Origin of the sequence: Clostridium disporicum (genome assembly GCF_001405015.1) — a bacterium.
GTDB lineage: Bacteria > Bacillota > Clostridia > Clostridiales > Clostridiaceae > Clostridium > Clostridium disporicum_B.
In genome coordinates this window covers 1-13,832 of the sequence record NZ_CYZX01000023.1, presented here as the reverse complement: position 1 = coordinate 13,832, position 13,832 = coordinate 1, and the positions used below count along the sequence as shown (strand labels likewise).

General features: G+C 31.0%; 9 protein-coding genes. All 9 read left to right on the top strand.

Going from position 1 to position 13,832, the window contains the following annotated elements; genetic code table 11:
* Positions 1–30 precede the first annotated feature (30 nt).
* Positions 31–1,443 carry a pyruvate kinase gene (pyk, locus tag ARA56_RS13615; RefSeq protein ID WP_055267605.1) on the top strand — a complete coding sequence of 471 codons (1,413 nt, stop codon included), beginning with the start codon at positions 31–33 and terminating at the stop codon, positions 1,441–1,443.
* A gap of 538 nt (positions 1,444–1,981) precedes the next feature.
* Positions 1,982–3,361 (top strand): 23S rRNA (uracil(1939)-C(5))-methyltransferase RlmD, encoded by a 1,380-nt coding sequence (gene rlmD, locus ARA56_RS13610; RefSeq protein ID WP_055267603.1) that lies wholly within the window; start codon positions 1,982–1,984, stop codon positions 3,359–3,361.
* A 568-nt stretch (positions 3,362–3,929) separates the two neighbouring features.
* Positions 3,930–5,612: an FAD-binding protein gene (locus ARA56_RS13605; RefSeq protein ID WP_055267600.1), complete on the top strand. Its 1,683-nt coding sequence runs from the start codon at positions 3,930–3,932 to the stop codon at positions 5,610–5,612.
* A 342-nt stretch (positions 5,613–5,954) separates the two neighbouring features.
* Complete coding sequence (locus tag ARA56_RS13600; protein ID WP_055267598.1) at positions 5,955–7,625, top strand: FAD-binding protein; 1,671 nt, start codon at positions 5,955–5,957, stop codon at positions 7,623–7,625.
* Between the two features lie 297 nt (positions 7,626–7,922).
* A complete protein-coding gene (locus ARA56_RS13595; RefSeq protein WP_055267596.1) occupies positions 7,923–8,510 on the top strand; it encodes a TetR/AcrR family transcriptional regulator C-terminal domain-containing protein in 588 nt (195 codons plus the stop codon).
* A 182-nt stretch (positions 8,511–8,692) separates the two neighbouring features.
* Positions 8,693–9,274 (top strand): manganese efflux pump MntP, encoded by a 582-nt coding sequence (locus ARA56_RS13590; protein WP_055267593.1) that lies wholly within the window; start codon positions 8,693–8,695, stop codon positions 9,272–9,274.
* Positions 9,275–9,289: 15 nt separating this feature from the next.
* Positions 9,290–10,696 (top strand): radical SAM/SPASM domain-containing protein, encoded by a 1,407-nt coding sequence (locus ARA56_RS13585; RefSeq protein ID WP_055267589.1) that lies wholly within the window; start codon positions 9,290–9,292, stop codon positions 10,694–10,696.
* Positions 10,697–10,821: 125 nt separating this feature from the next.
* Entirely contained in the window at positions 10,822–11,643 is an 822-nt protein-coding gene (locus ARA56_RS13580) for a MerR family transcriptional regulator (RefSeq protein ID WP_055267587.1), read from the top strand.
* An 89-nt stretch (positions 11,644–11,732) separates the two neighbouring features.
* The gene (locus ARA56_RS13575; protein WP_055267585.1) at positions 11,733–13,667 is read left to right on the top strand and encodes an FAD-dependent oxidoreductase; all 1,935 of its coding nucleotides are present in this window, start codon (positions 11,733–11,735) and stop codon (positions 13,665–13,667) included.
* Positions 13,668–13,832: the final 165 nt, after the last annotated feature.

Genomic DNA, 13,832 nt, shown 5'->3' with positions numbered 1-13,832 from the left:
AAAACTAAATCAAGAAGGAGTGTTATTTACATGAGAAAAACTAAAATAATATGTACTATAGGTCCAACTAGTGAAAAACCAGAAGTATTATCACAAATAATTGAAGCAGGAATGAACGTTTCAAGACACAACTTTTCACATGGTGATCACGCAGAGCATGCAGATAGAATTAACTTAGTTAAAGAATTAGCTAAGAAGCACAATAAGCAAATTGCTGTTATGTTAGATACTAAAGGACCAGAAATCAGAACTGGTAAATTCGAGCCTAAGAAGGTTGAATTAAAAGCAGGAGATAAATTCACTGTACACGCAGGTGGAGATGTTATAGGTAACACTCAAGAATGTTCAGTAACTTATGCTGGATTAGCTAATGATGTTAAACCAGGAGATACTATATTAATAGATGACGGTTTAGTTGGATTAACAGTTGAATCAATAGATGGAAATCAAATCCACTGTGTTGTTCAAAATACAGGATTTGTTGCTACTCACAAAGGAGTTAACGTTCCAGGAGTATCAATTAAGTTACCAGCTTTAACTGAAAAAGATATAGCTGACTTAAAATTCGGTTGTGAAATGGGAGTTAACGCTGTTGCTGCATCATTCATAAGAAAAGCATCAGACGTTGAAACTATTAGAAAGATATTAAACGAAAATGGTGGAGAACACATCCTAATAATCTCTAAGATAGAAAACCAAGAAGGTGTTGACAACATAGATTCAATTATCGAAGTTTCAGACGGTATAATGGTTGCTAGAGGAGACCTAGGAGTTGAAATACCATTCGAAAAATTACCAGCAGTTCAAAAGATGATGATCGAAAAATGTAACAATGCTGGAAAAATAGTTGTTACTGCAACTCAAATGTTAGACTCAATGATGAGAAACCCAAGACCAACAAGAGCAGAAGTTTCTGACGTTGCTAACGCAATATTAGATGGTACAGATGCTATAATGTTATCAGGAGAATCAGCTAACGGAGATTGGCCAGTAGAATCAGTTCAAACTATGGCTAAGATAGCTGTTGAAACTGAAAGACAATTAAGCTATGAAACAGCTGTTTCAAAGGCTAAGAAGCACATTCCTGCTATATCAGGAGTTATATCAAGAGCTGCTTGCAACGCTGCTAATGAATTACAAGCTGCTTCAATAGTTTGCTCAACTAAGAGTGGAGCTACTGCAAGAAGAATTTCTCAATGCAGACCAGACTGTGCTGTAGTTGCTGTAACTGAAACAGAAAAAGTTGCTAAGAGCTTAGCGTTCAACTTTGGAGTATACCCAATAGTTGCTGAGCACAAAAAGGTTATGGATGAAAGAATAGAAAGAGCTACAGAATTAGCAGTAGAAAATGGATTCGCTAAAAAAGGTGATACAATTGTTATAGCTGCTGGTATGGGTCAAGTTGGATCAACTAACCTTTTAAAAGTAAGTGTAATAGAATAATTTATATAAAAGAAGAAGTACAGAAATTTCTGTGCTTCTTTTTTTATGTTTTTATGTCAGAATTAAAAAAAGGTACGTCTAAGTATATGAAAGATAAATGGGGAAAGAATTATTGATTATTTTCTTTTATAATTTATTAACAAAATGGTTAGGTATATGGGGATATTAATAAGGAATATAAAAAATGAAGGAAAAAATTCAAAATTTAAATAAAATACCGTTAAAAATGCAATAAAATACATCAAAAATATGAAAAATATAAAAAGTTAACAGAATGTTAACAATTTATGTTGCGATTTTAGGCTATAATGTTAATATCATTGAAATTTCGTGGAGAGATTATAATGGTAACAGTGTGGCAACTGATTCCGAAAAATGCACCGTAAGGTGTATTTTTTTTATCCAAAATTTAGAATAGTACAAATTAAGTAGAGAACCATATTAGTATATGATAGAATAGTTATGTTTGTTAGCTTAAAAGAAATAAATTGCCATAAATAAAGTGCTTTGCACTTTATTTAAAAGGAGAAGATTATAGATGGTAGAAAAGAATAAAGAATATATTTTAGATATAGTATCTCAAGGGTATGAAGGAGAAGGAGTCGCTAAGATTAATGATACTTTTCCTGTTTTTATACAAGGTGCTTTAGTTGGTGAAAAAGTTAGAGTTAAGATAATTAAATCTAAAAAGAATTATGCATATGGAAAATTAATAGAGGTAATTGAATCCTCTGCTGATAGATGCAATCCAAAGTGTGATGTATATAAGAGATGTGGAGGGTGTAAGCTTCAACATAGTTCATATAAATCACAACTAGACTTTAAGCATAATAGAGTTAAAGACTGTATAGAAAAGATAGGAAAATTAAATCCTGAATTAGTAAAGTATCCACTTGGGATGAATGACCCTTGGAGATATAGAAATAAGGTTCAATTACCTATAGGACTTGTTAATGGAGAATTAAAGATAGGTTTCTTTGCGGAGAGAAGCCATGAAATTATAGATATGAAAAATTGTCTTATTCAAGATGAGTTAGCAGATAAAGTGGTTGAGTTAACTAGAGAGTGGATAATTAAAAATAATATAAAACCATATAATGTTGATGGACAATATGATGAAAATGGAATATTAAGACATATAATGATAAGACGTGGTTTTACAACTAATGAAGTAATGGTTGTAATAGTCACTAATGGTGATAAATTACCTTATAAAGATGAGTTCGTAAATATTATTAAAGATAATGTTCCAGGAATAAAGAGCATAATCCAAAATATAAATTCAAAGTCTACAAATGTTATTTTAGGTCTTGAATCAAAGACTCTTTGGGGAGAAGATACAATATCAGACTATATAGGAGAATTTAGATTTAATATATCTCCACTATCATTCTTCCAGGTTAATCCTACTCAAACAGAAGTATTATATTCGAAGGCATTAGAATATGCTAAGTTAACAGGTAATGAGACAGTATTTGATGCTTATTGTGGAACAGGAACTATAACTTTATTTTTATCAAAGAAAGCTAAGAAGGTTTATGGAGTAGAAATAATCCCTCAAGCTATAGATAATGCATGGATAAATGCTAAGGAGAATAATGTAGAGAATGTTGAATTCTTTGTTGGTGAATCAGAGGTAGTTATACCAGACTTAATAAATAAAGGGGTAAAGGCTGATGTAGTAGTTGTAGATCCACCAAGAAAAGGCTGTGACAAGAAATTATTAGATGCTATAAGCAATATAGATGCAAAGAGAATAGTATATGTAAGCTGTGACCCAAGTACTTTAGCTAGAGATTTAGCTATACTAGATGAAAATGGCTATAAGACATTAGAGGTTCAACCAGTAGATATGTTCCCACATACAGCTCATATTGAGAACGTAGCTTTACTTGTCAAGAAGACATTAAATTCTTAGTGAAATCGGAGATTGAACTTAGAATTTAAGTCCACATTTCGTAGAGTAGCGGAGAAATGTGTTCATTAAAGGGTGAAAAGTAATTAGCACGTTCCATGCAAGGGATGCCAAAGAGCGAACAAAGTGAGTGATTTGCTGAATCCTACTGCTGAGAACGTAGCTTTACTTGTCAAGGAGACATTAAATTCTTAGTGAAATAGGAGATTGAACTTAGAATTTAAGTCCGCATTTCGTAGAGTAGCGGAGAAATGTGTTCATTAAAGAATGAGAAGTAATTTTTAAGAAATAGTTTAGTTAAATTAGAAGGAGTGTGAATATAATTCACACTCTTTTTTATTATGATAAAAAATGGGGGATGACAAAACGAATTGTTAAAATATTAATTATCCAGAAAGTATATTTATAAGAATAATTATGCAAAATGTGAATTTAAAATGAATAAAATCTGTTTTGTTTGTGTATAAGTTGTTGACTTTGTGTGAAAATGTGTTAATATTATTCTATAAAAAGTTAATAATTTAACTATTTAATAACATTAACAAAAGAAAAAGGTTTTTTAGGGGGAAATATGAAAAAAATAATTTGCTTAGTAACAATGGCTTCTTTAATGTTAGCTGGTTGTTCGACGAACAATGGACCTAAGACAACGCAAGGAGTTGGACATGGTTATGGAGGAGATATTAAAGTAGAGTTAGTAACTGAAGGAAAAGAAATAAAAGATATTAAAGTTTTATCTAATGAAGAAACTTCAGTTGTATTTAACAGAGCATTGCCAATATTAGTAGAAAGAATAGTGGAAGCTCAAAGCCCAGAGGTAGATAGCGTATCAGGTGCAACATTTACATCATTTGGTGTTAAAGCTGCAGTAGCTGAAGCTATGAAAGAAGCTGGAATGGGAGAATATAAAATATCATTCGATACTAAAGGTCCAGAAGTTGAAAAGAAAGAGTTAGAAGAAGTTAAGACACAATTAGTTGTTGTAGGGGGAGGACCTGCTGGTTTATCTGCTGCTATAGAAGCTAAGCAAAATGGTGTTGAAGATATTATAGTAATTGAAAAACTTGATATATTAAGTGGTAATGGTAAATTTGACTTAGACTTTGTTGACCTTATTAATTCAGAAGCTCAAAAAGCTAATGGAATAGAAGATACAGTCGAAGATTTTGTTAAATATTTAAAAGAAACTAAAAAGGCATGGGATACTGATGAACGTATACTTGCTCAAGCAGAAGGTTCTTATGAATTAGATGCATGGTTACGTGATATGGGAATAAATTTAAATTATAACTTTGATACTCGTAATCATATGACAGAATGGGATGCGTATGCTGGAGAGCATATTCAAGAAAAAATGGAAGAAGAAATTAATAGATTAGGAATAGAAGTTAGAACAGGAACTAAAGGTCTTGATTTAATAATGGAAGATGGAAAAGCTATTGGTGTTAAAGCTGAATCTAAAGAAGGAACTTATGATATAAAAGCTGATGCTGTAATAGTAGCAACAGGTGGATTCTCTAGTAATAAGGAACTACTAGCGAAATATGCTCCAGGTACAGAAACACTTCAAACATCAAATCAAATGGGGACTACTGGTGATTTTATTCCTGTGTTTGAAAAGAATGATATAGCATTAGATAATATGGATATTACTCGTGTATTCCCATTCATTAATATACCAAGAAGAGATTTAACTGGTGGACCAGATGGATTTATTTTAGTTAATAAAGATGGTGAACGTTTCATAGATGAAACTAAGAGAGAAATGACAATGGCTACGGCAATTCAAGAGCAACCAGATGGTAAAGTATTCTATATTTATGATCAAGATTTATACGATAATACATATCGTCTACAAAAGCATACTAAATTAGGATACCATACAAAAGCAGAAACATTAGATGAATTAGCTGAAAAATTAGGTATAGATGCTGAAAACTTAAAAGCAACTGTTAAAACATTTAATGAAGCTGTTGAAGGAAAAATAGAAGATCCATTCCGTGAAAAAGCATTTACTAATACTATAAATGAAAATGGACCATACTATGGTGTTCAAGTAGAATCAGCTATACATATGACAAGAGGTGGGGTTGTTGCTAATGAAAAAGCAGAAGTTTTAAACAATGACAACGAGGTTGTTGAAGGTTTATATGCTGCTGGTGAAGTAACAAGTTCAAGCCAAGCTTATAGTGCAGCTGTAGTATTTGGAAGAATATCTGGTGAAGAAGCTGCTAAGCACATATTAAATAAATAAGTAATTATCGAGGAGCTGCCCTTAAAAAAGGATGCTCCTCTTTTATATATAAATTAATTGTTATATTTATTAATAAATTAACAAAAGGGTAATATAATTAAAAAAATTTAATAGTATGCTGAATTCAGATTAAATTTATAGAAATGTAAAATATCTAAAAATTATTTAAATAAAAATACAATAAAGTAATAAAATGTAAATAATAACGTTTTACACAGTATTTTTTAACTCTAAATGAAATTTTATTGACTTTATTATAAATTATGTTAAAATAATTCATGCAAGGTTATATTGATAAAATAATAACTTAATAAGAGAAAAAGTGATTTTTTAGGGGGAACTATGAAAAAAATTATTTGCTTAGTAACAATGGCTTCTTTATTATTAGCTGGTTGCTCAACAACTAATGGAGGAGCTAAGACAACTCAAGGAGCTGGACATGGATATGGTGGAGAAATCAAAGTTGAATTATCTACTGAAGATGGAAAGATAACAGGAATTAATGTTGTATCTAACCACGAGACTTCAGTTGTATACGACAGAGCTTTACCAATATTAACAGAAAGAATAATCGAAGCTCAAAGCCCAGTAGTAGATAGCGTATCAGGTGCAACATTCACATCATTTGGTGTTAAAGCTGCAGTAGCTGAAGCTATGAAAGAAGCTGGAATGGGAGAATATAAAATATCATTCGATACTCAAGGTCCAGAAGTTGAAAAGAAAGATTTAGAAGAAGTTAAGACACAATTAGTTGTTGTAGGGGGAGGACCTGCTGGTTTATCTGCTGCTATAGAAGCTAAACAAAATGGTGTTGAAGATGTAATAGTTATAGAAAAATTAGATATATTAAGTGGTAACGGTAAGTTCGATATGAACTTCTATGACTTAATAAACACAGAAGCTCAAAAAGCTAACGGTATAGAAGATACTCCAGAAGCTTTAGTAGCTGATTTAAAAGATGGTGGAGCTTGGGATACAGATGAAAGATTAATGGCTCAAGCACAAGGTTCTTATGAACTTGAACCATGGTTAAAAGAAATGGGAATTAACTTAAACTACAACTATTCAGGAAGAAGCCACATGGCTGAAGCTGATGCTTATGCTGGGGAACACATCCAAGCTAAGATGGAAGAAAAGGTTAATGAATTAGGAATAGATGTTAGAACAGGTACTAAGGGTCTTGATTTAATAATAGAAGACGGAAAAGCTACTGGTGTTAAGGTTGAATGTAAAGAAGGATACTATGACATAAAAGCTGATGCTGTAATAATGGCAACAGGTGGATTCTCTAACAATAAAGAATTATTAGCTGAATACGCTCCAGGAACAGAAAGATTAGAAACTTCTAACCAAATGGGTACTACTGGTGATTTCATTCCAGTATTCATAGAAAATGATATTAAGTTAGAAAAAATGGACAACATAAGAATATTCCCTAACATCATAAGTGGTAGAAGAGACTTAACTGGTGGCGGATCTACTATATATGTTAACAAGAACGGTGAAAGATTCATAGATGAAACTAAGGGTGGATTAACTCTAGGTAACGCTGTATTAGATCAAGAAGGTGGAGCATTCTACATCTACGATCAAGATTTATATGAAAATTCATACAGATTACAAAAGCACAATGCTTTAGGATACCATGTACAAGCTGATACTTTAGAAGAATTAGCTGAAAAATTAGGAATCAATGCTGAAAACTTAGTTAAGACTGTTGAAACTGCTAACAAAGCTGTTGATGGTGAAATAGCTGATCCATTCAGAGAAAAAGCTTTATCTGATAAGATAGACAAAGGACCATACTATGGTGTTAAGTTCGAAGCTGGTGTTCACATGACTAAAGGTGGAGTTGCTGCTAACGAAAAGGCAGAAGTATTAAACAACAATGATGAAGTTATTGAAGGTTTATATGCTGCTGGTGAAGTTGCTAACTCAAGTGCTGCTTACTGTGCTGCTGTAGTATTCGGAAGAATATCTGGTGAAGAAGCTGCTAAATATATCTTAAAATAATTATATAAATAGAGTTTAAACTTTAATTTAAGAGTGTTGAAAGTAATTTCAACACTCTATTTATATTTTTTGCTATAAAATAAATTTAATATAAGTTAATAGTTAATTTACAGTGTTTTAAGTATAAAATTCACTTGAATTTAATAATATTTTATTAATAAGAAATAGTCACCTCCATTATAAATGGAGGTGATTTAATTATTAATTACAAAATATAATTAAATCTATGAAAAGAATATTTAATAATTTAACTTCAAGTAAAGATAAAATTAGATTTTATATAGGTGAAGGTGACATATGAATAATAAAAAGGAAGATGTTCATGAAGCATTATTAGAGAGTTTTAAAAACTTAATATTAAATTATGATTTTGATAAAATAACTATTAAGATGATTACTGATGAGGCTGGTTTTATTAGGCCAACATTCTACAATCATTTTGCTGACAAATATGAGGTTTTGGAGCAAATATGCTATGAGGATATATTTAAAGGCAGTGAAATGCTTATAAATAATAAGATGCCTTATGAAGCTATTCACTATATGTTTTCTAGAATTGAAAATAACAAAGAATTTTATCTTAAAGCAATAAAAGTAACAGGACAAAATTCTTTTGAGGAAATTATAAGCGGCAATTTAAATAAAATATTCAAAGAGTTATTTAATCAATATGGTAATAGCAAAAATGGTTATGAAGAACAGTTTTCTCTAGATGATATAGCAGAATATTACTCAAGAGGGTTAACGTTTATTATAAAAAGATGGATAGAAGATGGACTAAAGGTATCAGCAAAGACTTTAACTAAGCAATATGAGATATTAGTTACTAATTCATTAGATGACATTATACATGAGAGGATTAACTGTATGAATGGAGAAGGGTAATTAAAATTAATATATTCAAAGATTTCAAAAGTATAGACTATGACTACAATTTTATATATTTGTATATGTACGGCTACAAAGTCGTCTTTTCGTTTGTTTTAATATACATTTAAAAAATATCATATGTGTAAAAAGCTAAATTTGATATCTATAATGAAAGTGAAGGGAGGGAATTAGATAAAATGAGCTTATTTGAGGTGATTATAGTAGCTATTGGATTAGCACTTGATTCATTCACAGTAGCTGTATGTAGGGGGTCAAATCAAGGAAATTTGAAAAAATCAAATGCAGCTATAGTGGGGATTATATTTGGAGGAATTCAAACTTTAATGCTAATTATAGGAATGCTTATTGCTATATTCCCGATGTTAAATATAGAAAATCAAAAAATAATATCGATGAATCAGTGGTTTTCAGCAATAATTTTATTTTTCTTAGCTTTTAAGTCTTTTAAAAATGCATTCGTAAATACTAATATAGATGAACGAAGGGAAGAGTTTTTTGGGTATAAAGGTAGTGTAACTTTAGCATTAGCAACAAGTTTAGATGCACTTATTTTAGGAATTGGATTAGGATTATTGCAAACTAGATTTATAAGGACTATAATTATTCAATTTATAATAACTACGCTGTTGGTTGCTTACGGATTGTGGGTAGGATACTGCGTCGGTAATAAATATAAGAAACAAATTGATATTTGTGGTGGTATTATTTTATTAAGTATTGGTATAAAAGTTATTTTAAATTATTTTCAAATCATTTAAAGGAGAGGTGTATTTATGATAAGTCCAAAATTTAAAATTCAACAATTAGCTATAAAGCAAGTTCTAGGATATTTAAGAAAAGACCCTGAAAAGAATTTACCAAAGGTTGTATCATGGCTTAGGAAATTTGATACTGAGAATTTATATACAGCTCAATATGATATGGTAGATGAATACTTAAAAGACCCAGATAACAATTGGACAAGACTTATGTGTAATTTAGTTAATAATGTAGACTCTCATATAGTTGAAACTGTATTTACAAACTTTTTATTAAATGCATCAATTAAAGGATGGTCAGTAGTTGCACAAAGTAAGGAAAAGTATGGGTATGAAACTCCGTTTACAATATTAGTAGACCCTACTACAGCTTGTAATAAGAAGTGTATAGGATGTTGGGCCGCTGATTATAATAAATCATTAAATTTGAGTTATGATGAATTAGATAAACTATTTACAGACGGTAAAGAGTTAGGAATATATTTTTATATAATGACTGGTGGAGAACCATTAGTCAGAAAGAACGATATATTAAAATTAGCAAAAAAACATAATGATTGTGTATTTATGTTGTTTACAAATGGTACATTAATAGATCAAAAATTCTGTGAAGATTTAATAGAAGTTGGAAATTTAGTACCAACAATAAGTGTTGAGGGCTTTGATGATGCCACAGATGGTAGAAGGGGTGAAGGTTCATGGAAAGACATTATGAGAGCTATGGATTTAATGAAATCTAATAGAATACCTTTTGGTTTTTCAACATGTTTTACAACTGCAAACTGTGATAGCGTATTGTCAGAAGAATTTATAGATTTAATGATAGATAAGGGTGCTTATTTCTCTTGGTATTTTACATTTATGCCAATAGGATGTAAGACAGATACTTCATTAATGGCAACCCCAGACCAAAGAGAAAAACTGTATAGAACTATAAGAGCATGGCGTAATACAAAACCTATATTTAATATGGATTTCTGGTATGATGCAGAATATGTTGGTGGATGTGTTGCAGGGGGAAGAAGATACTGCCATATTAATGCTAATGGAGATGTAGAACCTTGTGTATTCTGTCATTATTCAAATGCTAATATAAAAGAAGTGTCTTTACTTGAAGCTCTAGGACAACCTTTGTTTAGAGAATATCAAAAAAATCAACCATTTAATAATAATCAGTTTAGACCTTGTCCTATATTAGATAATGCACCTAAAATTGCAGAGATGGTTAAAAATTCAGGAGCTAAATCAACAGAATTTATAGACCCAGAAGATGTGGATGATTTATGTAAGAAAACTATAAATTATGGATTAACTTGGGCTAAGAGAGCAGAACCACTATGGAAGGAAAATGTAGAAAATAAAAATAAGAATATGAAAGTACAAGAAAAAGAAATAGAAGAAAATGATTTAGTAAAGAAATAGAGGGAAGTGGTTTATCCACTTCCTTATATTTTAACTGATTATAAAAGATTAATATTTGAAAATTAGTTAGTATATAATATAATTGTTATATTATAAACGAGAGTATTTGCAAAATAGGAGATAATATGACAATAAGAAAAAGGTATAAGATTAAAGAGTTTTCTGAGGAAATGGGAGTAACTGTAGATTTGGTTAAACATTATGAGAAGTATGGAATAATTAATCCTATTAAGGAACAGGATTGTAAGTATAGATTTTATACAATTCAACATGGTGAGCGTATTTTGGCTAGTAAAAGATTTAGAAATATGGGATTCACAATTAGGGATTCTGCTAAGATTATGAATGAATATTCTTTGGAAGAAATACAAGCAACATTAGATAATAAAGCTAAGGATATTGAGAAAGAGATAATAAAATTGAATAGTATGAATAAGAGAATTATTGAATTAAAAGAACAGTGCGAGCTTTTTAAAAAATGCGAAGATAAAATAACTATAGTGATTTCACCAGGGTTCTATTTTTTGAAGCAAACTGAAAATGCTGAATTTGACCAAGATGAAATTACTAAGGAAAGAATTAAGGAATGGATTGAATATTTTCCTTTTGTTACAAAGGCTTTAAAGGTTCCTAAAGATTATTTTACTAATGAGAAATCAATAAATTACCAATGGGGATTAGTCATAGGTGAAGATACTGCTAATAACATAGGTATTAACTGTACATATCCTGTTGAGTATATTAAGCCTCAAAAATGCTATAGATATGTTGTAGCTAAACCTTATAATGGATCTAGCATTGAAGCGTTAGAGGAAGTAATTAATGAGGTTAAGAGAAAAAAATTAAAAGTAGTTGGAGATATGTTTCTAGAGGCTGGAATAGATTCTTTTAATAAAAAGATAAATTGCAGAGAAGTACATTATATATTTTGGATACCTATACAATGAATAAAATTTAACAAAGTTATTGACTAGTGTCTAACACATTAGTTTAAAATTTCCTTGTAAAGAAAATTATAGTATGGGGGAGATTTTAAATGAAAAAGATTGCAGCTTTAGTGTTATCTATAGTCATGGGACTAAGTGTGGTTGGATGTAGTAATACTAATACAAATAGTGGTGGAACAGATAGTAGTTCAAATACATATAAATCAGGAAAATATACTGCTATCGCTACAGGAAATAATGGAGACATAACAGTAGAGGTTGAATTTAATGAAAGCAGCATAGTAGGAATTTCTGTTATCGAAAGTAAAGAAACTGAAGGATTAGGTGATATAGCTATGGATAAGGTTATATCACAAATAGTTGACGGACAAACTTTGGCTGTCGATGTTGTATCAGGAGCGACAAACTCTTCTAATGCTTTATTAGAAGCAGTTGAAAAATGTGCTACTGAAGCAGGAGGAAATATTGATGTTTTAAAAACGAAAACAGAATCAGAATCTGAAAATAAGGTTGAAGAAATTGAAACAGATGTTGTAGTTGTAGGGGCTGGAGCTTCAGGTTCATTGGCAGCTTTAGCAGCAGTTAATAATGGAGCATCAGTAATACTTTTAGAGAAGGCTGGTACTGTAAGTGGAGCAGGGACTATGGCTGGGGGATTATTTGCAGCAGATAGTAACCAACAAAAAGAGGCTGGTAAAGAAGTAGATAAAGAATGGCTATACGAACAGTATGTAAAAGATAGTAGTTATTATGCTAATAGCAGACTTATAACTAAGATAATAGATGAAGCAGGTAAAACAGTTAATTACTTAGAGGAAAATGGTGTTAACTTATTACTTATGGATTCAGGTGCGGGAGCCCAATATGCTCACGTAGGAATGCCTTCAACTATTCACTATTATCAAGATGGTGGATCAGTAGCTATACAAACTTTACATGATAAAGTTGTAGATAATGGGGGACAAGTTTTATATGAAACTCCAGGAGAAGAATTAATATTTGATAAAGATAATAAAGTTGCTGGAGTTATAGCTAAAAAAGCTGATGGAACTACACTAAAAATAAATGCTAAATCAGTAATATTAGCAACAGGTGGGTTCGGTGGAAATGCTGAAATGATGGCAGAGGTATTTGGGGAAAAAGCTGGGACAGGACTTATTGGAACTGCTACTGGTGATGGATTAAATATGGCATGGAGTGCTGGTGCTGCTGAAGAGGGGATAGAAGTTGCTCAATGGTTTGGAATGAAATATGGTCCAGAAGCAAAACAAATGGAAAACTCATCAAAATTGACAGAACTTGTACGTAATCCTCTTTTATTCGTAAATAATAGAGGGGAAAGATTCTGTAATGAAGAAGAAGCTTATGAAAGTGCTGCATTAGGAACATATATGTATAATCAACCAGATGGAGACATGTATATAATACTAAATGATTCAATAATAAATGAAGTAGCTGAAAAAGGTCTTGCAGAAGTATTTGCTGACAGATGGGGACATTTATATGGGCAAGGTTTAACATATCAAGAAGCTGGACATGTTAAAGATTTAGATGCTATGTGTGAAACTAATAGAACTCCTTATGATTATAGTTCAACAATTGAAGATGCAGTAAAGTGTGGTGTAGCATTTCAAGCTGATTCTATTGAAAAACTAGCTGAATTAATCAATGCTCCATATTTAGTTGAGGAAGTTAATAACTATAATGAAATGTGCAAAAACGGTAAAGACACTCAATTCTATAAAGAGTCTAAATATATGTATTCTTTAGAAGAAGGTACTTTCTATGCTGTTAAAGTTGATTTAAGATGTTTAGGAACCCTAGGTGGAGTTAAGATAAATGAAAATATCCAAGCTGTAGATGAAGAAGGAAATCCAATAGAAAATCTTTGGGTTGCTGGGGCTGATGCAGGTGGATTATATGGTAATAATTATGTAATGTTTGAAGGTGGTACTTTAGGATTTGCATATACATCAGGAAGATTAGCTGGTGAAAATGCTGCTCAAAATGCTATTTCAAAATAAAATAAACAATAATTTTTATATGTGTACCCCCTAATTACACTATAAAATATAAAAAATGGGGCTGTATCAAAAAAAATTTGATATTTGCCGATAAAGAAAAGGAAGTTCGAATTTGAACTTCCTTTTTTGCGCATAGTAATAATATGAAAAACTTCACAAAAAATG

Coding starts and splice junctions, on each gene's coding strand:
- pyk (WP_055267605.1), top strand. CDS start 31: ATGAGAAAAACTAAAATAATATGTACTATAGGTCCAACTAGTGAAAAA.
- rlmD (WP_055267603.1), top strand. CDS start 1,982: ATGGTAGAAAAGAATAAAGAATATATTTTAGATATAGTATCTCAAGGG.
- ARA56_RS13605 (WP_055267600.1), top strand. CDS start 3,930: ATGAAAAAAATAATTTGCTTAGTAACAATGGCTTCTTTAATGTTAGCT.
- ARA56_RS13600 (WP_055267598.1), top strand. CDS start 5,955: ATGAAAAAAATTATTTGCTTAGTAACAATGGCTTCTTTATTATTAGCT.
- ARA56_RS13595 (WP_055267596.1), top strand. CDS start 7,923: ATGAATAATAAAAAGGAAGATGTTCATGAAGCATTATTAGAGAGTTTT.
- ARA56_RS13590 (WP_055267593.1), top strand. CDS start 8,693: ATGAGCTTATTTGAGGTGATTATAGTAGCTATTGGATTAGCACTTGAT.
- ARA56_RS13585 (WP_055267589.1), top strand. CDS start 9,290: ATGATAAGTCCAAAATTTAAAATTCAACAATTAGCTATAAAGCAAGTT.
- ARA56_RS13580 (WP_055267587.1), top strand. CDS start 10,822: ATGACAATAAGAAAAAGGTATAAGATTAAAGAGTTTTCTGAGGAAATG.
- ARA56_RS13575 (WP_055267585.1), top strand. CDS start 11,733: ATGAAAAAGATTGCAGCTTTAGTGTTATCTATAGTCATGGGACTAAGT.